Annotated in this window: 17 protein-coding genes and 2 tRNA genes; 12 read left to right on the forward strand and 7 right to left on the reverse strand. The window is 71.3% G+C overall.

Going from position 1 to position 19,608, the window contains the following annotated elements; translation table 11 throughout:
* Nucleotides 1–141 precede the first annotated feature (141 nt).
* From ACZ6AA_RS04040 to ACZ6AA_RS04055, 4 genes are all read left to right on the forward strand, one after another.
* On the forward strand, nt 142–3,057 hold the full coding sequence (locus ACZ6AA_RS04040; RefSeq protein ID WP_468451743.1) for a UPF0182 family membrane protein: 2,916 nt from the start codon (nt 142–144) through the stop codon (nt 3,055–3,057).
* 77 nt (nt 3,058–3,134) lie between these two features.
* Nucleotides 3,135–3,208, forward strand: a tRNA-Met gene (locus tag ACZ6AA_RS04045).
* 343 nt (nt 3,209–3,551) lie between these two features.
* Nucleotides 3,552–5,492, forward strand: coding sequence for a tetratricopeptide repeat protein (locus ACZ6AA_RS04050; RefSeq protein WP_468451579.1), 1,941 nt, complete (start codon nt 3,552–3,554; stop codon nt 5,490–5,492).
* A 55-nt stretch (nt 5,493–5,547) separates the two neighbouring features.
* Nucleotides 5,548–5,621, forward strand: a tRNA-Met gene (locus ACZ6AA_RS04055).
* A 141-nt stretch (nt 5,622–5,762) separates the two neighbouring features.
* Here ACZ6AA_RS04055 and ACZ6AA_RS04060 read toward each other — a convergent pair.
* The gene (locus ACZ6AA_RS04060; RefSeq protein ID WP_468451581.1) at nt 5,763–6,176 is read right to left on the reverse strand and encodes a Fur family transcriptional regulator; all 414 of its coding nucleotides are present in this window, start codon (nt 6,174–6,176) and stop codon (nt 5,763–5,765) included.
* Nucleotides 6,177–6,321: 145 nt separating this feature from the next.
* On the opposite strand from ACZ6AA_RS04060, the gene ACZ6AA_RS04065 reads away from it, so the two are divergent.
* Complete coding sequence (locus ACZ6AA_RS04065) at nt 6,322–7,773, forward strand: catalase (protein ID WP_471456132.1); 1,452 nt, start codon at nt 6,322–6,324, stop codon at nt 7,771–7,773.
* Between the two features lie 133 nt (nt 7,774–7,906).
* Here the strand turns inward: ACZ6AA_RS04065 and ACZ6AA_RS04070 are convergent, their stop codons facing one another.
* Nucleotides 7,907–8,305, reverse strand: coding sequence for a CBS domain-containing protein (locus tag ACZ6AA_RS04070; RefSeq protein WP_471456134.1), 399 nt, complete (start codon nt 8,303–8,305; stop codon nt 7,907–7,909).
* Nucleotides 8,306–8,516: 211 nt separating this feature from the next.
* Complete coding sequence (hisN, locus tag ACZ6AA_RS04075; RefSeq protein WP_468451587.1) at nt 8,517–9,317, reverse strand: histidinol-phosphatase; 801 nt, start codon at nt 9,315–9,317, stop codon at nt 8,517–8,519.
* A 147-nt stretch (nt 9,318–9,464) separates the two neighbouring features.
* Between hisN and ACZ6AA_RS04080 the strand changes: the two genes are divergently transcribed.
* Complete coding sequence (locus ACZ6AA_RS04080) at nt 9,465–10,070, forward strand: TetR/AcrR family transcriptional regulator (protein WP_468451589.1); 606 nt, start codon at nt 9,465–9,467, stop codon at nt 10,068–10,070.
* Nucleotides 10,071–10,080: 10 nt separating this feature from the next.
* Here ACZ6AA_RS04080 and ACZ6AA_RS04085 read toward each other — a convergent pair whose 3' ends face one another.
* The 4 genes from ACZ6AA_RS04085 to ACZ6AA_RS04100 form a co-directional block, all read right to left on the reverse strand.
* Complete coding sequence (locus tag ACZ6AA_RS04085; RefSeq protein WP_016645400.1) at nt 10,081–10,404, reverse strand: DMT family transporter; 324 nt, start codon at nt 10,402–10,404, stop codon at nt 10,081–10,083.
* A 152-nt stretch (nt 10,405–10,556) separates the two neighbouring features.
* The gene (rsgA, locus tag ACZ6AA_RS04090) at nt 10,557–11,567 is read right to left on the reverse strand and encodes a ribosome small subunit-dependent GTPase A (RefSeq protein ID WP_468451591.1); all 1,011 of its coding nucleotides are present in this window, start codon (nt 11,565–11,567) and stop codon (nt 10,557–10,559) included.
* 15 nt (nt 11,568–11,582) lie between these two features.
* Nucleotides 11,583–12,899, reverse strand: coding sequence for a 3-phosphoshikimate 1-carboxyvinyltransferase (gene aroA, locus ACZ6AA_RS04095; protein ID WP_471456138.1), 1,317 nt, complete (start codon nt 12,897–12,899; stop codon nt 11,583–11,585).
* A gap of 125 nt (nt 12,900–13,024) precedes the next feature.
* Nucleotides 13,025–13,747 carry a M50 family metallopeptidase gene (locus ACZ6AA_RS04100; protein ID WP_468451595.1) on the reverse strand — a complete coding sequence of 241 codons (723 nt, stop codon included), beginning with the start codon at nt 13,745–13,747 and terminating at the stop codon, nt 13,025–13,027.
* 49 nt (nt 13,748–13,796) lie between these two features.
* Between ACZ6AA_RS04100 and ACZ6AA_RS04105 the strand changes: the two genes are divergently transcribed.
* The 6 genes from ACZ6AA_RS04105 (at nt 13,797) to ACZ6AA_RS04130 (ending at nt 19,463) form a co-directional block, all read left to right on the forward strand.
* Nucleotides 13,797–14,612 (forward strand): SOS response-associated peptidase, encoded by an 816-nt coding sequence (locus ACZ6AA_RS04105; RefSeq protein WP_471456140.1) that lies wholly within the window; start codon nt 13,797–13,799, stop codon nt 14,610–14,612.
* A gap of 1 nt (nt 14,613) precedes the next feature.
* Nucleotides 14,614–15,348 carry an alpha/beta hydrolase family protein gene (locus ACZ6AA_RS04110; RefSeq protein WP_468451599.1) on the forward strand — a complete coding sequence of 245 codons (735 nt, stop codon included), beginning with the start codon at nt 14,614–14,616 and terminating at the stop codon, nt 15,346–15,348.
* Between the two features lie 221 nt (nt 15,349–15,569).
* Nucleotides 15,570–16,244 carry a sigma-70 family RNA polymerase sigma factor gene (locus ACZ6AA_RS04115; RefSeq protein ID WP_030359848.1) on the forward strand — a complete coding sequence of 225 codons (675 nt, stop codon included), beginning with the start codon at nt 15,570–15,572 and terminating at the stop codon, nt 16,242–16,244.
* Complete coding sequence (gene rsrA / locus ACZ6AA_RS04120; RefSeq protein WP_468451601.1) at nt 16,241–16,567, forward strand: mycothiol system anti-sigma-R factor; 327 nt, start codon at nt 16,241–16,243, stop codon at nt 16,565–16,567. The genes ACZ6AA_RS04115 and rsrA overlap by 4 nt, the downstream gene beginning before the upstream one ends.
* 236 nt (nt 16,568–16,803) lie before the next feature.
* A complete protein-coding gene (locus ACZ6AA_RS04125) occupies nt 16,804–18,162 on the forward strand; it encodes an HD-GYP domain-containing protein (RefSeq protein WP_471456143.1) in 1,359 nt (452 codons plus the stop codon).
* Nucleotides 18,159–19,463: an HD-GYP domain-containing protein gene (locus ACZ6AA_RS04130; RefSeq protein WP_468451605.1), complete on the forward strand. Its 1,305-nt coding sequence runs from the start codon at nt 18,159–18,161 to the stop codon at nt 19,461–19,463. The genes ACZ6AA_RS04125 and ACZ6AA_RS04130 overlap by 4 nt, the downstream gene beginning before the upstream one ends.
* Nucleotides 19,464–19,608: the final 145 nt, after the last annotated feature.

A 19,608-nucleotide genomic window follows, 5' to 3' on the forward strand; every position in this document is an offset into this window, starting at 1 on the left:
CTGCCTCGTTCGGACCCGGGAACGGGAACTGAGTAAAGCGTCGGTAAGTTGCATGAGTGGGCTCTACGATCGCGGGGCCCGTTTCAGCCAGCCACAGCAACAGCTACAGCGAACTTCGAGGTGCGCACCTTGGCTTTCCAGATGCCGGACCGCGGCGGAGGCCCGACGGGGCCACGGATCAGAGTGGGCCGACCGTCCCGTCGCGTCCGGACCCTGCTCATGACGCTCGGCGTCCTGGCCGTTCTGGCCATGGCGTTCGTCATGTTCGCGGGATTCTGGACGGACTGGCTCTGGTACCGCTCCGTCGGCTACTCATCCGTCTTCACCACGACCCTGTGGACCAAGATCGGCCTGTTCTTCGTCTTCGGTCTCATCATGGCGGCCGCGGTCGGCGTGAACATCTGGCTGGCGCACCGGCTGCGCCCGCCGCTCAGCGCCATGTCGATGGAGCAGCAGAGCCTCGACCGGTACCGCATGGCGATCGCGCCCTACAAGAAGTGGCTGCTGATCGGCATCACGGCCCTCGTCGGCCTGATCGCGGGCGCGTCCGCCGCCGGCCAGTGGCGCACCTGGCTGATGTGGGTCAATGGCGTCCCCTTCCACCAGAAGGACCCCCAGTTCCATCTGGACGTGTCCTTCTTCGCCTTCGACCTGCCCTGGTACCGCTTCCTGCTGGGCTTCGGCTTCGCCGCCGCGGTGCTCTCGGTGATCGCCGCCGCCCTGACCCACTACCTGTACGGCGGGCTGCGCATCACCAGCCCCGGCGGACGGGCCACGGCCGCGGCCACCGGTCACCTCTCGGTGCTCATCGGCATCTTCGTGGCCCTCAAGGCGGTCGCGTACTGGCTCGACCGGTACGGCCTCGCGGTGAAGTCCAGTGACTTCAAGGCCACGGGCAACTGGACGGGTCTGCGCTACGTCGACGCGAACGCCTACCTCCCGGCGAAGACCATCCTGTTCTGCATCGCCGTCATCTGCGCGCTGCTGTTCTTCGCGACGCTGTGGCGACGCACCTGGCAGCTGCCGGTCATCGGCTTCGGCCTGATGGTGCTCTCCGCGATCCTCATCGGCGGTCTCTACCCGGCCATCGTGCAGAAGTTCCAGGTCCAGCCGAACGAGCAGGCCAAGGAAGCCCCGTACGTCGAGAAGAACCTGGAAGCGACGCGTAAGGCGTACGACATCGGCGGCACCGATGTGAAGAAGTACCCGGGCGTGAGCAGCACCCAGGACACCTCGAAGCTGCGGGGTGCCGCGACCGACGCCGCCAGCTTCCGCCTGCTCGACCCGAACATCGTCTCGCCGACGTTCCAGCAGCTCCAGCAGATGAAGGCCTACTACGGCTTCCCGTCGAACCTGGACGTCGACCGCTACAAGGACAAGGACGGCAAGGAGCAGGACACCGTCGTCGGCCTGCGCGAGCTCGACCTGGACGGCGTCCAGAAGAACAACTGGATCAACGACCACTTCCGCTACACCCACGGCTACGGCGTCGTCGCGGCCAAGGGGACCGAAGCGAAGGGATCGGGCGAGCCGGTCTTCACGGAGTCCGACCTGCCGTCGAAGGGCAGCCTGCCGCCGTACGAGCAGCGCATCTACTACGGCGAGAAGACCACTCAGTACTCCATCGTCGGCGGTCCGCAGAAGGAGATCGACTACTCGGACGACAGCGGCGAGAAGACGACCAGCTACAAGGGCAAGAGCGGCGTCAACCTCTCCAACCCGCTCAACAGGGCGGCGTACGCGGTGTCGTTCGGCGAGCCGCAGATGCTGTACTCCGGAGCGATCGGCGATGGCTCGCGGATCCTGTACAACCGCACGCCCAAGGAGCGTGTCGAGGCGGTGGCCCCCTGGCTGACGATCGACGGTGACGCCTACCCGGCGGTGGTCGACGGCAAGATCCAGTGGATCGTGGACGCGTACACGACGACCAACGGCTATCCGTATGCCTCGCGCACCACGCTCGGCGACACCACGGCCGACTCGCTGACGGCGAAGAACAACCAGCGCGCGGTGGTGGCCCAGCAGAACCAGGTCAACTACATCCGCAACTCGGTGAAGGCGACCGTCGACGCGTACACCGGTGACGTCAAGTTGTACGAGTGGGACACCAAGGACCCCGTTCTGAAGACGTGGCGCAAGGCCTTCCCGGGCACGGTCAAGGACAAGAGCGAGATCTCCTCGGCCCTGATGGACCACCTGCGCTACCCGCAGGACCTGTTCAAGGTGCAGCGCGAGCTCCTCACCCGCTACCACGTGAAGGACGCCGACACCTTCCTCAGCGGCAGTGAGGTGTGGGAGGTCCCGAGCGACCCGACGAACCAGACGTCCAGCGCGGTCCCGCCGTACTACCTGAGCATGAAGATGCCGGGTGCCAAACAGCAGGACTTCTCGCTGACGACGACGTTCGTGCCCAACAAGCGCAACAACCTCAGCGCCTTCATGGCGGTCAACGCGGACGCGCGATCGCCTGACTACGGCAAGATGCAGATCCTGAAGATGCCGACGGACAGAACGGTCGACGGACCAAAGCTGGTGCAGAGCCAGTTCAACTCCGACAAGGACATCGCGGAACAGATCAGGCTCCTCAAGGGCGGCGACTCGGAAGTCGACTACGGCAATCTGCTGACCGTGCCCCTGGATGGCGGGCTGCTGTATGTGGAACCGGTCTACGTCAAGGGCGGCGGGCTCAAGTACCCACTCCTGAAGCGGGTCCTGGTCACCTATGGAGACAAGATCGCCTTCGAGAGCACCCTGGAGAAGGCCCTGAACGTGGTCTTCGGCACCGAGGGAGCGACACCGGTCGAGCCACCGGACAAGCCGGGCAGCGGTGAGAAGGACAAGCCCGACAAGCAGAAACCGCCGACGTCGGACAACCCCGCCCTCCAGAAGGCCATCGACGATGCCCAGAAGGCGATCGACGACGGCAAGGAAGCTCTCAAGAACGACGACTGGGAGGAGTACGGCAAGGCGCAGGAGAGGCTCCAGGAGGCACTGGAGCGCGCCGAGGACGCCCAGCCGAAGAAGAAGAGCGACAAGGGCGGCGACGGGGGCGGTTAGGGGCACCTCAGCAGGCCCGTAGCGCGCGACAGCGCACGGGCACCACCCCGCGCCGTGGTACGGTTGCAACACAACGGCGCGGGGTGGAGCAGCTCGGTAGCTCGCTGGGCTCATAACCCAGAGGTCGCAGGTTCAAATCCTGTCCCCGCTACTCACGCGAAGGCCCGGATCCTCTAGAGGATCCGGGCCTTCGTCATGCGCCGGTCCGGTCCTGGTGCGATCAGGGCTTATACCGGTGGCCCATGCCATCGGTGTGGGGTTCGTGCGAAGAGTGGTCCGGGCGGGGGGAGTTGGGCAAAGCTGTGTTTCACTTATCTCTCTGTGGGCATGTCGACAAAACGCTGAAGTGACCTCACTGGCTGCGGTATACCAGGTGTACCCAGGTTGCAGGTGGTGCGACGATGGACGTTATGGGGGACAAGGCAACTCTGTTGGAGAGTGGGCGGTTTGCGCAGCCGGCCGAACGGGAGGATCCCGGGTCGGCCGCTGAGGAGATGCGGCACCGGATCGCGGCTGAGGCCGGAGACGTGGACGCGATGAGCGTTCTCGGCAGCCTGCTGCTGCGTCGCGGTGATCTCGACGGTGCCGAATCCTTGCTGCGGGCCGCGACCGCGGCCGGTGACCGTGCCGCCGCCAACAACCTCGGCGTCCTTCTGCACCAGCGTGGATATGTCGACGAAGCGGCAGGATGGTGGCGCATCGCCGCCGTCGCCGGTTCCGCCGCGGCGGCGCACGCGCTCGGCCGCCACCACCGTGAGCGCGGCGACGAGCCCGCCGCCGAGTACTGGCTCCGGCAGTCCGCCGAGCAGGGCCACACGCTGGGGGCTTACGCCCTCGCCGACCTCCTGGAACACCGCGGTGACGTGGGCGCCGAGCGCTGGATGCGCACGGCGGCCGAGCGCGGCCACCGCGAGGCGGCGTACAGGCTCGCGCGGGTGCTCGACAAGCGCGCGGAGCGGGAGGGGCCGGGGGAGTCCGGCGCCCGGACCGGGACCGGTCTGCGCCCCGCGCTGTCCGCGCTGTCCGGTCAGTCCGCGCGCCCCGGCGCGGGCGGGCGGACGGACGGCGCGAAGCCCGGTCTCGTACGCCCCGACATGGGGGCGCGCATCGGAAGCATGCGCCCTGCCAGTGGTGCGCGCTCCGGTGACGCGCGCTCTGACAACGGACGCAAAGAAGGTGTCCGCGCGGGCGGCGCCGACGCCCGGCGCGGCGACCGCGGCCTCTCGCTCACCGACGAGGCCGAGCAGTGGTACCGCCAGGCGGCCGCGCGCGGCCACCGCCGGGCCGCCCTGCACCTGGGCGCGATCCTGGAGCGGCGCGGCGACCTCAAGGAAGCCGGGCGCTGGTACCTGACGTCCGCCAAGGACGGCGAGGCGCGTGCCGCCTGCGCGCTCGGCTTCCTGCTGCGCGACGCGGGCGACGAGGAGAACGCCGCCGTGTGGTGGCTGCGGGCCGCCCAGGACGGCGACGGGAACGCCGCCAACGCCCTGGGCGCGCTGCACGCAGAGCGCGGCGAGACCCAGACCGCCGAGCGCTGGTACCGCGCGGCCATGGACGCGGGCGACAACAACGGCGCGTACAACCTCGGCCTGCTCTGCGCCGAGCAGAAGCGCACCGCGCAGGCCGACCAGTGGTACCGCCGCGCCGCCTACGCCGGGCATCGCGAGGCGGCCAACGCGCTCGCCGTGCTGCTGCTCCAGGGCGGCGACGCGGCCGGGGCCGAGCCGTGGTTCTCCAAGGCCGCGGAGGCCGGCAGCGTGGACGCGGCGTTCAACCTCGGGATTCTGTACGCGAGTCGGGGTGACGACACCGCGGCCCTCAAGTGGTACGAGCGGGCCGCCGCTGCCGGGCACACCGAGGCCGCCCTCCAGGTCGGCACGGCGCGGCTGCGCGACGGCGACGAGCGGGACGCCGAGCGGCACCTGCGGTGCGCGGCGGGCGGCGGCAGCGCGGAGGCGGCGTACCGGCTCGGCACCGTGCTCGACGCGCGGCGTCCGCCCGCGGGGCCGCCCGCGCTCGGGGAGCCCGCCGCGCAGAAGACCGAGTGCGAGGAGTGGTACGAGCGCGCGGCCGAGCAGGGGCACCGGCGTGCCCAGGTGCGGGTCGGGATGCTCGCCGCGGGCCGGGGCGACGTGGTCGAGGCCGCGCGCTGGTACCGGCTCGCCGCGGAGGCGGGCAGCCGGAACGGAGCCTTCAACCTGGGGCTGCTGCTGGCCCGGGAGGGCAGTGAGCCGGAGGCCGCGCTGTGGTGGACCCGGGCCGCCGACGCGGGGCACGGGCGGGCGGCGCTGCGGCTCGCGCTGCTGTACGCGCGGCGGGGGCAGCTCACTGAGGGGCAGCGGTGGGCCTCGCGGGCCGTGGAGCTCGGGCCCGCCGAGGTCGCCGAGCGGGCCGCGCGGTTGCGCGAGGCGCTGCGGCAGGAGCTGACGGCGTAGCCACCGGAAGCGATTTGCGCTGGTCGTGGGCCTGGCGTACTGTTGGGTTCACCGACGCGGGGTGGAGCAGCTCGGTAGCTCGCTGGGCTCATAACCCAGAGGTCGCAGGTTCAAATCCTGTCCCCGCTACTGAAAGACCGAGGGCCGGATCCATTGCGGATCCGGCCCTCGGTCGTATGCGCACACGGCCGCGTGTACGCGTTGAACGGCGAAGGCCCGGCACCCACGGTGCCGGGCCTTCGTGCGAGATTCGTGTGAGGAAAAGAGACGCTACGCCGCGCAGCTGGGGCACACGCCTCGGTACGTGACCTCGACGTCCGAGATCGTGAAGCCGAAGCGCTCCGAGTCGGGGAGCGCCGACAGCGGGTTCCCCGTCGGGTGCACATCGCGGATGGCGCCGCAGCGGGCGCACACCAGGTGCTGGTGGGGGCGGTGCGCGTTCGGGTCGTACCGTTTGGCTCTGCGGTCCGTCGAGACCTCGAGGACCTCGCCGAGCGAGACCAGCTCGCCGAGGGTGTTGTAGACGGTCGCCCGGGAGATCTCCGGCAGCTTGTCGACGGCACGGGCATGCACCTCGTCCGCCGTCAGATGCACATGCTCTCCGTCGAGGACCTCGGCCACGACACGCCGCTGCGCGGTCATCCGCCAGCCGCGTCCGCGCAGTCGTTCCAACAGGTCACTCATGACAGCCAGCCTAACAGGCAAGGGGACCAGGTCCCGAACGGGTGTGACTTTGGAAGCTTACTTGACTTAGACATTGTCTATTGTAGGATCGAGTTCGGCATCAGCCAAGGGACAGGACTTGCACCAAATGACGCAGGAGGCGCACGTGACGCAGGGACCCCTCACCACGGAGACCGGCGCGCCGGTAGCGGACAACCAGAACAGTGAGACCGCGGGCGTCGGCGGGCCGATGCTGATCCAGGACCAGCTTCTGCTGGAGAAGCTCGCGCACTTCAACCGCGAGCGCATCCCGGAGCGCGTCGTGCATGCCCGGGGCGCGGGCGCGTACGGCACCTTCACGGTGACCGCGGACGTCACGAAGTACACGCGCGCCGCGTTCCTCTCCGAGGTCGGAAAGGAGACGGAGACGTTCCTCCGCTTCTCCACGGTGGCCGGGAACCTCGGCGCGCCCGACGCGGTGCGCGACCCGCGCGGCTTCTCGCTGAAGTTCTACACCGAGGAGGGCAACTACGACCTCGTCGGCAACAACACCCCGGTGTTCTTCATCAAGGACGCCATCAAGTTCCCCGACTTCATCCACACGCAGAAGCGCGACCCGTACACGGGCTCGCAGGAAGCCGACAACGTGTGGGACTTCTGGGGGCTCAGCCCGGAGTCCACCCACCAGGTGACCTGGCTGTTCGGCGACCGCGGCATCCCGGCGTCGTACCGCCACATGAACGGCTACGGCTCGCACACGTACCAGTGGACCAACGAGGCCGGTGAGGTCTTCTGGGTCAAGTACCACTTCAAGACGGACCAGGGGATCAAGAACCTGACCGCCGCGGACGCCGAGGTCCTCGCGGGCAAGGACCCGGACTCCCACCAGCGCGACCTGCGTGAGTCCATCGAGCGCGGCGAGTTCCCGTCCTGGACCGTGCAGGTGCAGATCATGCCGGCGGCCGAAGCGGCGAACTACCGCTTCAACCCCTTCGACCTCACCAAGGTGTGGCCGCACGAGGACTACCCGCCGGTCGAGATCGGCAAGCTGGAACTCAACCGCAACCCGGAGAACATCTTCGCGGAGGTCGAGCAGTCCATCTTCAGCCCCGCCCACTTCGTGCCGGGCATCGGCCCGTCGCCGGACAAGATGCTCCAGGGCCGCCTGTTCGCGTACGGCGACGCCCACCGGTACCGCGTCGGCATCAACGCCGACCACCTGCCGGTGAACCGCCCGCACGCCACCGAGGCGCGCACGAACAGCCGGGACGGCTTCCTGTACGACGGCCGACACAAGGGCGCGAAGAACTACGAGCCGAACAGCTTCGGCGGCCCCTTCCAGACGGACCGCGCGCTGTGGGCGTCCACCCCCGTCAGCGGCGGCACCGGCAACCACGAGGCGCCGAGCCACGCCGAGGACGACGACTTCGTGCAGGCGGGCAACCTCTACCGGCTGATGTCCGAGGACGAGCAGGCGCGTCTGATCGAGAACCTCGCGGGCAACATCGCGGGCGTCTCCCGCGACGACATCGCCGAGCGAGCCATCGACAACTTCCGCAAGGCGGACGGTGACTTCGGCAAGCGCCTGGAAGCCGCGGTCCAGGCCCTACGGGGCTAGCGCCCCTCCCCTTCTGCGCCTAAACCGGCGCCGCTCTCGCGGACCTGGTTTCTCGGCGTGGGGGTTGCTCAATTGATGGTTGCTGTTTCGTGCGGCGCCTGTGCGGATGTCGTCCGCACAGGCGCCGTTGTGCTCAGGCCAGGGTCGTCGCCCGGCGGCGTATCGGCGCCCAGCAGCGGATGATGTCGCGTACGGAGACGATGCCCACCGGCTCGTCGCCGTCGAGCACGATGAGGTGCCGGAACCCGCCGTGCGACATCGCGTCGCCGGCGTCCTCCAGGGTCCAGGTCGGCGCGGCGAAGACGACGTCGGTCGTCGTGTGCGTGCCCGCGGTCTCGGTGTCGGGGTCCTGGCCGAGGCCGAGGGAGATGAGGACGTCGCGCTCGGTCAGAATGCCGAGGCCGTAGGTGTCGGGGTCGAGGACGACGGCCGCGCCGACGCGGCGGGCCGACATCAGCCGGGCCGCCTGCCGGAGGGTGTGGGCGGGGCCGATGGTGAGGACCATCGTGCTCATGGCGTCGCGGACGAGCATGGGCTGGAGCCACCTCCTTGGTGAACCCGTGGTCCGTGCGATGGCGAAGGATTGCCTCCGCTTGACGGCGGAGGAAGGCCTCCCCGTCATCGACTTGGAGAACGGGTTCACAAGTTCACAAGTGGGGGAGCTCTCAGAGTCGCAGCCGCGCGGGGTGTCAACAAGAGGGCGTACGGGGTCAGTTCGCCGGCGCGGGAAGCGCCGCCTCACCTCAGTAGCGCTGGTTGAGGTACCCGAGCAGCTCGTCGTGGAGCAGGCCGTTCGACGCCGCCGCGTTGCCGCTGTGCGGGCCGGGGGTGCCGTCGAGGCCGGTGAAGCTGCCGCCCGCCTCGGTGACGACGATCGCGGTCGCCGCCATGTCCCAGAGCGACAGCTCCGGCTCCGCGCACAGGTCGACGGAGCCCTCGGCGACCATCATGTACGGCCAGAAGTCCCCGTAGCCACGGGTGCGCCAGCAGGCCCGGGTGAGGTCGAGGAAGCCGTCGAGGCGGCCCTGGTCCTCCCAGCCGCTCAGCGAGGAGTACGCGAGCGAGGCGTCCTGGAGCCGCGAGACCTCGGAGACGCGCAGCCGCGTCGCGGACGTCAGGCTGCGGCCCGTGTACGCGCCGCCGCCCTTCGCCGCCCACCAGCGGCGGCCGAGCGCCGGCGCCGAGACGACGCCGACCACCGGCTGATATCCGCCCTCGCCGGCCTCCATGAGGGAGATGAGCGTGGCCCAGACGGGTACGCCGCGTACGTAGTTCTTGGTGCCGTCGATCGGATCGATGACCCAGCGGCGGGGGCCCGTGCCCTCGACGCCGTACTCCTCGCCGAGGATCGCGTCCCGCGGCCGTGCCCGCTGGAGCTGGCCGCGGATCAGCTCCTCGGCGGCCTTGTCGGCCTCGCTGACCGGCGTCATGTCCGGCTTGGTCTCGACCTTGAGGTCGAGGGCCTTGAACCGGTCCATGGTCGCGGCGTCGGCGGCGTCCGCGAGGACGTGGGCGAGGCGCAGATCATCGTGGTAGTCGGGCATGGGTGAACAGTATCGATCCCGTTTCGCACGAGCCACAGCGCGTATCGGGCGGTGCCCGCAGGAACCCTTGACAGTGCCCGCGGGCGCGTCAACTCTGGCGAACAGGACCGCAAGGGCCGTCCAGGCCCGGGGCAGCGGGAGGCGACGATGCCTGCAGCGCGGGAGTCACTGCTGGACGCGGCCTACACCGCGCTGGCCCGCAGGCCGTGGGCCGGGGTGCGGATGGTCGATGTGGCAGCCGTCGCCGGGGTGTCCCGGCAGACCCTCTACAACGAGTTCGGCAGCAAGGACGGCCTCGCCCGGGCGCTGCTCCGGCGCGAGACCGACACGTATCTGCGCGGCGTCGAGCGGGCGCTCGCACAGGCCCGCGACCCCGTGGACCGGCTCGCGGCGGTGAGCGCGTGGACGATCGGGGCGGCGCGCGACAACGTCCTGGTCCGTGCGGTGCTCACCGGCTTCTGGGGCGAGCGCCTGCCGATGCCGAGCCGGGCGGCCGTGTCCAGCTCCCCGGTCCCCGCCCAGCGCCGCGCCGACGCGGGCGTGCCCACCCCCGCCGAACTCCTGGCCCAGGTCAGGGACCGCGCGATGGCCGCCCTCACGGAGCGCGGCCGCCCCTCGGAGACGGAGGAGCTGGCGCGGGCCTGCGAGAGCGCGGTGCGGGTGGCGCTGTCGTACGTGGTGGCGCCCGCGGGGCGGGAGGAGGACCCGGCGCGGCTGGTGCGGAGGGTGATCGCGGGGGCGGCGGGCCGCTAGCCGGCCGGCGTCAGTGCGCCGAGCCCGACAGCTGGAGGCCGATGACGCCGACGATCACCAGCGAGATGGAGACGATCTTCAGCGTGGAGACCAGGTCACCGAGGAAGATCATGCCGTAGATCGCCGTGCCCGCGGCCCCGATGCCGGTCCAGACCGCGTACGCGGGCCCCACGTCCAGCTTCTTCAGGGCGAGCGTCAGCAGCCCGAAGCTGCCGAGCGCGAAGGACGCGAACGCGATGGTGGGCCAGAGGCGGGTGAAGCCGTGGGACAGCTTCAGGCAGACCGCGAAGCCCGTCTCGAGGATCCCGGCGACGATGACCAGCAGCCACGCCATGGTTGTGCCTCCCACGTCCGTACGTTCCGTGACCGCTTCACCAAAGCTTGAATCAATCTTGGTGCGATTATGCACTTACCGGAGCGACGGGGGCGTAAACAACGCGGAGTTCAGGGCCGACGGAGTTCAGTGCTGATGGAGTTCGGTGCCGATCAGTCGCCCTCGTGCCGTTCGCGCGTCGCGAGCAGCCGCCGCAGCGAGTAGAGGCGCGCCGGATCCGCGTGCCCCTCGGCCACCCACGCGTCGAGTCCGCAGTCCGGCTCGTCGTGGCTGCACGCGCGCGGGCAGTTCTCCGTGCCGGCCTCCAGGTCGGGGAAGGCGTGGATGACGCGCGACGGGTCGACGTGGTGCAGGCCGAAGGAGCGCACGCCCGGGGTGTCGACGACCCAGCCCTCGTCGTCGGGCAGGGGCAGCGCGAGGGCGGAGGTGGTGGTGTGCCGGCCGCGTCCCGTCACCGCGTTCACATGGCCGGTGCTGCGCCGCCGCTCCGGCGGGACCAGGGCGTTGACCAGGGTCGTCTTGCCGACGCCGGAGTGGCCGACGAACGCCGTGATCTTCCCGGCGAGTTCGGCGCGCACGCGGTCGGCGGCGTCGCCGTTCTCCAGCTCCTCGCGGTTGGTGACGACATAGGGGATGTCCAAGTCGCCGTACAGCTCCAGGAGTTTGTCCGGGGGAGCGAGGTCGGACTTGGTGAGGACGAGGAGCGGGGTGAGGCCGCCGTCGTAGGCCGCGACGAGGCAGCGGTCGATCATGCGGGGGCGCGGCTCGGGGTCGGCGAGGGCGGTGACGATGGCGAGCTGGTCGGCGTTGGCGACGACCACGCGCTCGTAGGGATCGTCGTCGTCGGCGGTGCGGCGAAGGACGGAGGTGCGGCCCTCGATGCGGACGATGCGCGCGAGGGTGTCCTTCTTGCCGGTCAGATCGCCGACGATGGCGACGCGGTCGCCGACGACGGCGGCCTTGCGGCCCAGCTCACGGGCCTTCATCGCATGGATGACGCGGTCCTCGACGAGGCAGGTGAGGCGGCCCCGGTCGACGGTGAGGACCATGCCCTCGGCGGCGTCCTCGTGCTTGGGGCGGATGTGCGTGCGCGGGCGGTTGCCCTTGCGGTTGGGGCGGACGCGGATGTCGTCCTCGTCCGGGTTCTTGCCGTAGCGGCGCATGGTCGTGATCGCCCGTCAGTTCCCGAGCATCCCGGCCCACAGCTCGGGGAAGTCCGGCAGCGTCTTGGCGGTGGTCGCGACGTTCTCGATCTGTACGCCGGGCACGGCGAGGCCGATGATCGCGCCCGCGGTGGCCATGCGGTGGTCGTCGTACGTGTGGAAGACGCCGCCGTGCAGCCGGCGCGGGCGGATGTGCAGGCCGTCGGCGGTCTCGGTGACGTCGCCGCCCAGCTCGTTGATCTCCTTGGTGAGCGCGGCCAGGCGGTCCGTCTCGTGCAGGCGCAGGTGGGCGACGCCGCGCAGGGTGGAGGGGGAGTCGGCGAGGGCGGCGACGGCGGCGATGCCGGGGGTCAGCTCGCCGACCTCGCTGAGGTCGACGTCGATGCCGTGGACGGAGCCGGAGCCGGTGAAGGTCAGGCCCTGCTCGGTCAGCTCGCAGGAACCGCCCATCTCGGTGAAGATCCGGCGCAGCGCGTCGCCGGGCTGCGTGGTGCGCGCGGGCCAGTCGGGGACGGTGACGCGGCCGCCGGTGATCAGGGCCGCGGCCAGGAACGGCTGGGCATTGGACAGGTCCGGCTCGACGGTCAGGTCACGGCCGAGCAGGGCGCCGGGCGTGACCCGCCAGACGTTCGGCTCGCCGCCGGCCTCGGGGGTGTCGACCTGGGCGCCGCACGCGCGCAGCATGTCGACGGTCATCCGGATGTGCGGCATGGACGGCAGGGCGCTGCCCACGTGCCGCACCTCCACGCCCTGGTTGAAGCGCGGGCCCGAGAGCAGCAGGGCGCTCACGAACTGGGACGAGGAGGAGGCGTCGATCTCGACCTGGCCTCCGTCCAGGGCGCCGCCGCCGTGCACGGTCAGGGGCAGGGCGCCACGGCTGTCGTCGTCGATGCGGGCGCCGAGGGCGCGCAGCGCGTCGATCACGCCGTGCAGGGGGCGCTCGTACGAACGGGGGTCGCCGTCGAAGCGGATCGGGCCGTCGGCCAGCGCGGCGACCGGCGGCAGGAAGCGCATGACCGTGCCCGCGTTGCCGACGTCGACCGTGGCGGGGCCGCGCAGGCCCGAGGGGATCACACGCCAGGCCTCACCGGAGCCGTCGGGGCCCACGCCCTCCTCGATGCCCACCCCCATGGCGCGCAGCGCGGCCGCCATCAGGAGGGTGTCGCGGGAGCGCAGCGGGCGGCGCAGCCAGCCGGGCTCGGCGGCGAGCGCGGCGAGGACGAGGCCACGGTTGGTGACCGACTTCGACCCCGGCACGTGGACCGTCGCGGCGACGGCTCCGCTCGCGTGCGGGGCGGGCCAGAGGGCGGTGTGTGTCGGGTTCACGGTCATGCCCACACTTTAGTGGCTGGCGCCGACCGCGAATCTTGATCAAATGTGGCGAAACCCAGGCGAAACAGAGAACGGGCGGGGAGTACCGGGCCACCACGGGGTGACCGCGGGCCGTCCGCCGGATGTCACACCGTGAGCATCCAGCGCGCTCCCCCTATGAGCGAGCACAGCGAGACGGCGTGGAACAGGAACAGCCACATCCCCGCCGGAACGTGCGTGAGCCGCGACAACTGGTCCGCGTCGGAGTCCCCGGCGCCCCCGTGCCTGCGCTTGGACTGCAGCTCGAAGGCGGGACGTACGCCGCCGAGCAGCAGGAACCACACCACGGTGTACGCGAAGGCCGCCTGCACGTCCGTGTCCGCGAGCCAGGAGACGCCGAGGAACACCCCGCCCGAGATGATCACGGTGAGCGCGCCGTAGGCGTTGCGGATCATCACCAGCATGGCGACGAGCAGGGCCGTGGCGACCCACAGGAGCGCCGTGATGCGGCCCTCGCCGAGCAGCGCGGCGCCCGCGAGGCCGAGCAGCGGCGGCGCCGTGTAGCCCGCGGCGGCGGTGAGGATCATGCCGAGGCCGGTGGGCCTGCCGCGGCTGACGGTCAGGCCGCTGGTGTCGGAGTGCAGCCGGATGCCGTCCAGGCGGCGCCCGGTGAGCAGGGCGACCAGGCCGTGGCCGCCCTCGTGGGCGATGGTGACGGCGTTGCGGGAGACCCGCCAGACGGCGTGCGGCAGGACGGCGGCGAGGGCGACGGCCGCGGTGACGAACACCAGCCACTGCTCGGGGGCGGCCTGCGTGCCGGTGAGGCGGTCCCAGAGATCGCCCAGGCTGGCGGAAGCGGTGGTGTGCATTGCTTCGTTGGCTCCCTAACGTCGGCCGTGGCGTGGCAGTCTGGCACGTATGTGCGGACGGTATGCATCGAGTCGTAGGCCCGAGGATCTCGCAGGAATCTTTGAGATCGAGAAGTGGGAGCCGGAAGAGGCCCTGGAGCCCGACTACAACGTCGCTCCCACCAAAGAGGTCTACGCCGTCCTCGACCGCCCTCTTAAGGACGCCGAGGACCGCCGTCCGGTTCGTCAGCTGCGCAAGCTGAAGTGGGGACTCGTACCGTCCTGGGCGAAGACGCCCGAGGGCGGCGCGCGGATGATCAACGCGCGCGCGGAGACGGTGCACGAGAAGCCGTCGTACCGGCGGGCCTTCACCACGCGCCGGTGCGTGCTGCCCGCGGACGGCTATTACGAGTGGGTGACCGGCGAGGCCGAGCGGGAGCTCGAGGTCGAGGGCAAGAAGAAGCGGCCCCGCAAGCAGCCGTACTTCGTGACCCCGGCCGACGGGTCGGTGTTCGCGATGGCGGGGCTGTACGAGTTCTGGCGCGACAAGACGCTCCCCGACGAGCACCCCCTCTCCTGGTGGGTGACCTGCTCGGTGATCACCACGGAGGCGGAGACCGCCCCGCTGGCCGTCGGCCCCAAGGAAGGCCCGCAGGCGCTCGCGGACATCCACCCGCGTATGCCGCTGATGCTGACCCCCGACCGCTGGGACGCCTGGCTCGACCCCGCTCGCACGGACGTGGACGACCTGCGCTCCCTCCTGGAGCCGCCCCCGCACGGCCTGATGCGGGCCTACCCGGTGTCCACGGCGGTGAGCAGTGTGAAGAACAACGGACCGGAGCTGCTGACGGAGCTGGAGGCTCCGGAAGAGGGCACACTCTTCTGACGTGACCAAGAGCGAGACCGTTAAGTCGGCCAAGTCGGCCAAGTCGGCCAAGTCCGTGGAGACAGTGGAGACCGGTGCCGGTGAGGCGCGGATCACCTGGTACGCCGCCGAGGGCGCACGGCTCGTCCTCGCCGTCAGCCACGGCGCCGGCGGCGGGATCGAGGCCAAGGACCTCCAGGCCCTCGCCGCCGAGCTGCCCGCGCACGGCGTGACCGTGGCCCTGGTGGAGCAGCCGTGGCGTGTCGCGGGCAAGAAGGTGGCGCCCGCCCCCAAGACCCTCGACGTCGGCTGGCGCGGCCTGTGGCCCGCGCTCGCCGAGCCCGGCCTCCCGGTGATCGCGGGCGGCCGCAGCGCCGGGGCCCGGGTCGCCTGCCGCACCGCGGGCGAACTGGGCGCGGCGGCCGTGCTCGCGCTCAGCTTCCCGCTGCACCCGCCCGGCAAGCCGGAGAAGTCCCGCGCGGACGAACTGCTCGGCGCGGGCGTGCCCACGCTCGTCGTCCAGGGCGGCAACGACCCCTTCGGCAAGCCCGCGGAGTTCCCGGACACGAAGAACGCCAAGAGCGCCAAGAGCAACAAGAACGCCGAGAGCGGCAAGGGCTCGTACGATCTCGTCGAGATCCCTTTCGCGGACCACGGCTTCTCCGTACCGAAGAAAGCGGACCTCTCTCAGGACGAAGCGGTGAAACTCATCACGGACGCCGTCGTCGCATGGACCGCGGGAATGGTGAAGCGGTGACCGCTGTTGTGCGGAACAGACTGCACAAGCCGTTCGTACTAGAGGGAGTCCGCCGCATGGGTTCGACCATCTGCCCGAACCGCTCCACCACGTCTGACCTGGAGTGGACGGTGCTGAGCGCGCCCAAGGCCACGCCTATTCGGGCGGCGCGCGGTGCGGGTCGTCGTCTATCCTCCGATTCGAGTGGGGCCGCTTTCGGACCCGCCACGTCGTTGGAGGAGGTGGGTCCGGTCACTGGGACCGACGCAGGGACCGAGAACGGCCACGCCGAGCAGTCCGGGCAGCCCGAGGAGACGGCCGCGCAGCGCACGGCCCGCTTCGAGCGGGACGCGCTGACCTTCCTCGACCAGATGTACTCCGCGGCGCTGCGCATGACGCGCAACCCGGCGGACGCGGAGGACCTGGTCCAGGAGACCTACGCGAAGGCGTACGCGTCGTTCCACCAGTTCCGCGAGGGCACCAACCTCAAGGCCTGGCTCTACCGCATCCTCACGAACACGTTCATCAACTCGTACCGCAAGAAGCAGCGCGAGCCCCAGCGCAGCGCCGCCGAGGAGATCGAGGACTGGCAGCTCGCGCGCGCCGAGTCGCACATGTCCACCGGTCTGCGCTCGGCCGAGTCGCAGGCGCTCGACCACCTGCCGGACTCCGACGTGAAGAACGCGCTGCAGGCGATTCCGGAGGAATTCCGCATCGCCGTCTATCTCGCGGACGTAGAGGGCTTTGCGTACAAGGAGATCGCCGACATCATGGGTACACCCATCGGTACGGTGATGTCCCGTCTCCACCGCGGCCGCCGCCAACTCCGCGGCATGCTGGAGGACTACGCGCGTGACCGCGGCCTGGTCCCGGCCGGTGCCGGGGAGTCGAACGAAGCGAAAGGCTCGGGCTCATGAGCTGCGGAGAGCCGCACGAGACTGACTGCAGTGAGGTCCTGGACCATCTTTATGAGTTCCTGGACCACGAGATGCCGGACAGTGACTGCACCAAGTTCGAGACGCACTTCGAGGAGTGCTCTCCGTGCCTGGAGAAGTACGGCCTCGAGCAGGCGGTCAAGAAGCTGGTGAAGCGCTGCTGCGGCCAGGACGACGTGCCCGCCGACCTGCGGGCCAAGGTCATGGGCCGGATCGACCTGATCCGCTCGGGCCAGGCGGTCCCCGACCAGGACCTGACGGCGACGCCCGTGGACGGCGCGGCCGCCAGGGTCACCGAGGCCTGATCCGGCCTCTGGGCCCTGATCTGGCCCCTGATCCGGTCGGGGCGGCGCGGGCGGGCGGTGCGGGTGTGACTCGCTGAGCCGTTCGGGCGGCGGAATTCAGCCGTCGGACGTTCGTTTCTCTTCTTTCTTACGCGCTTTCTCACTCGAAGGTGCTAATTCGCGGCTGCGAGCCGTGGCATGCCCGAACCCCGTTCTAGTCTCCGGATCTCCGGACCTGGATCGGGGAGGAGGCGGCCATGCGCTCGGTTCCGGCACGGGCCCGCGGATACGTCCTGTGCGTCGCCCTCGGCGGCGCCGCCTGCGTCGCGCCCGCGCTCGGCCCGGACACCCGGTGGACCGTCGTCGCGCTGCTCGCCGCCCTGTACGCGGGGGGCGAGCGCGCCGTGCGGCACGAGGTCGCCGCCCGCACGTTCTTCCCCGTCCTGCTCGCCGGGGTCTTCCTGCTGCCGCCCGCGGCCGCCGCCCTCGTCGCCGTACCGGGAGCCCTGTGCGCCCGCGTCGAGCGGCGGCCGCGATGGCTGCGCCGGGCCTGGCGCGCCGCCCAACTCGCCCTGGCCGCCTGGGCTTCGGGACAGGCGTACGCCGTGCTCGGCGGGCCCGGGGCCGCATCGCCGCCCCACTTCCCGTACGTCCTGCTGCCCGCCGCGGCCGCCGTGCTCGCCTTCGCCGGGGTCCTCGCCGCGCTCGACGGCGGGATCCTCGTGACGGCCGAGCGGGTGCCCGCGCGGACCGCCTGGCGCGGCACCCTGCCCCGCTCGCTCGCACCCGTCGCCGTGCACGGGCTCGCCGGGCTGATGATGGCCGTCCTGTGGCAGAGCCCCTACGGCCCGCCCGCCGCCCTCCTCGTGCTGCTTCCGATGGGCGTCTCGTGCTGGGTGTTCGCCCAGTACCACCGCGAACGCGCCGCCCACCGGGCCACCATCCGCGCGCTCGTGCAGGCCGTCGACCTGAAGGACCGCTACACCCGCGGCCACAGCGAGCGCGTCGGCCGCGCCGCCGTCCTCATCGCCCGCGAACTCGGCATGGCCGACGAGCGCGTGGAGGTGCTGCGCTTCGCCGGGATCCTGCACGACGTCGGCAAACTCGGCGTCCCCACCCGGCTGTTGCGCAAGGAGGGACCGCTGACCCCGCAGGAGCGCCGGGTGATCGAACTGCACCCCGAGTACGGGCACGAGATGGTCCGGGGCATCGGCTTCCTCGGCGACGCGCGGGCGGCGATCCTGCACCACCACGAACGCATCGACGGCAGCGGCTACCCCTACGGCCTCACCGGCACCCAGATCCCCGAGTCCGCCCGCGTGGTCGCCGTCGCCGACGCCTTCGACGCCATGACCTCGTCCCGCTCCTACCGCCGCGCCCGCCCCGTCCCGGCCGCCGTCGCCGAGCTGCGGCGCTGCGCCGGGGTCCAGTTCGACGCGGCGATGGTCGGGGCGCTGGTGCGGGCCCTGGACCGCCACGGGTGGGACTCGGAGGTGACGGCCGGGGACGGTGCCGAGGAGCGCGGGACGGGCAGTGCGGACGGGGGCACTGCGGCCGGAGTGGCTCCGGGGGTGGACGGGGACGCCATGGCCGGGGTGGCCCCCACCGCGTCGTGACGGGTGTGGTCCGCGCCGCCGCCGGGCTCCTCGCCGCCGTGGCGCTCGGGGCGACCCTGTGGAGCGGGGCCGAGGAGCCGGGGGTCGCGCTGGCCTTCGGGGTGCTCATAGCCGTGGGGGAGCTGGCCCGGTGGGGGAGCGGTGCGGAGCGGGAGCCCGCACCGCTCGGGTCCGCGGGGGCGCTCGCGTACGCCCTGCTCGGCGAGTGCGGCGGGCGGCCGACCCACCACGGGGTCCTGCAGGTCGTCGCCGTCGTCGTCGCGGCGGGCCTGGTCGCGGCCGTGCCGCATGTGGCGCTCGGCCGCGGCCCGTCCCTCGACCACATCGCCCGCCGGGTGCTGACCGTGGCCTTCGCCGCGCTGTGCTTCCAACCCCTCTACAACTCCGGCCAGTTGGCGGCCATCGCCGGTCACGGGCCCGGGTACGCCGCCGTCATCGTGATACTGCTCGCGCTCACCGCGCTGTGCGACGCCGTGCTCGCCGCCGCCATGGCGCACGCCCGGTCGGGGTGGCCGTTCGGGCCGCTGCTGCGGGACGAACTGCGGGGCATGGCGGGGATCGGGTCGGCCGTGTGCGCGACGGGGGCCGTGATGGCGCTCGCGGTCGCCGTGGCCGGGCTGTGGGCGCTGCCCGTCTTCAGCCTGCCGCTGCTCCTGACCCAGCTGGCCTTCCGCCGGTACGCGGCCGTCCGCACCACCTACCGGCAGACCATCGCCTCCCTCGCCCGCGCCACCGAGATCGCCGGATACACCCCGCCCGGCCACGCCCGCCGCGTCGCCGACCTCAGCCGCGCCACCGGCCGCGAGCTCGGCCTCTCCGGCGCCGACCTGGGCGTCCTCGAGCACGCCGCCCTGATGCACGACATCGGCCAGCTCTCCCTCGTCGACCCCGTCCCCGCGGGCGCCACCGCCGCCCTGCCCGAGGCCGAGCAGCGCCGGATCGCCCTGCTCGGCGGCGCCGTCGTACGCCAGACAGGTGTCGCCGCCGACGTCGCCGTGGTCGTGGAGCGCCAGGCCGATCCGTACCGCGACCAGCCGCTCACCGCGCGCATCGTGCGCGTCGCGAACGCATACGACGAGATGGCTCGGGAACACGGGCCGCAGGGGCCGCTCAGCGCCCTGGAGCGGCTGCGCCTCGCCACCGGCAGGGACTACCAGCCGGAGGTCGTGGAGGCCCTGGCACGGGTGCTCGCACGGGGCCGGGGGCGGCCGGGGGAGCGACGGCAGGCCCCCGGGCCGCCGGAGCCGCCCCAGGAGGGCTCCGGCGGGCTTCGCGAGGGGCCCGCGGGGGAGCGCGGGTGACGGCGCGGTGGTGTGGGCCACGGGCCGTCTGACCCCGTGCCCGGCTGGGTAACCCATGGGTAATGAGCGGCCGTCCGACGGTCCGTGGTTGGATGCGAAGGAAGCGCGGAAGCGCGACAGCACGGCAGCGGGGAAACCCCGACAA

Source organism: Streptomyces sp. NPDC040610 (assembly GCF_055594065.1).

Coding starts and splice junctions, on each gene's coding strand:
- ACZ6AA_RS04040 (WP_468451743.1), top strand. CDS start 142: ATGCCGGACCGCGGCGGAGGCCCGACGGGGCCACGGATCAGAGTGGGC.
- ACZ6AA_RS04050 (WP_468451579.1), top strand. CDS start 3,552: ATGCGGCACCGGATCGCGGCTGAGGCCGGAGACGTGGACGCGATGAGC.
- ACZ6AA_RS04060 (WP_468451581.1), bottom strand. CDS start 6,176: ATGAGTGACCTGTTGGAACGACTGCGCGGACGCGGCTGGCGGATGACC.
- ACZ6AA_RS04070 (WP_471456134.1), bottom strand. CDS start 8,305: ATGCTCGTCCGCGACGCCATGAGCACGATGGTCCTCACCATCGGCCCC.
- hisN (WP_468451587.1), bottom strand. CDS start 9,317: ATGCCCGACTACCACGATGATCTGCGCCTCGCCCACGTCCTCGCGGAC.
- ACZ6AA_RS04080 (WP_468451589.1), top strand. CDS start 9,465: ATGCCTGCAGCGCGGGAGTCACTGCTGGACGCGGCCTACACCGCGCTG.
- ACZ6AA_RS04085 (WP_016645400.1), bottom strand. CDS start 10,404: ATGGCGTGGCTGCTGGTCATCGTCGCCGGGATCCTCGAGACGGGCTTC.
- rsgA (WP_468451591.1), bottom strand. CDS start 11,567: ATGCGCCGCTACGGCAAGAACCCGGACGAGGACGACATCCGCGTCCGC.
- aroA (WP_471456138.1), bottom strand. CDS start 12,899: ATGACCGTGAACCCGACACACACCGCCCTCTGGCCCGCCCCGCACGCG.
- ACZ6AA_RS04100 (WP_468451595.1), bottom strand. CDS start 13,747: ATGCACACCACCGCTTCCGCCAGCCTGGGCGATCTCTGGGACCGCCTC.
- ACZ6AA_RS04105 (WP_471456140.1), top strand. CDS start 13,797: ATGTGCGGACGGTATGCATCGAGTCGTAGGCCCGAGGATCTCGCAGGA.
- rsrA (WP_468451601.1), top strand. CDS start 16,241: ATGAGCTGCGGAGAGCCGCACGAGACTGACTGCAGTGAGGTCCTGGAC.
- ACZ6AA_RS04125 (WP_471456143.1), top strand. CDS start 16,804: ATGCGCTCGGTTCCGGCACGGGCCCGCGGATACGTCCTGTGCGTCGCC.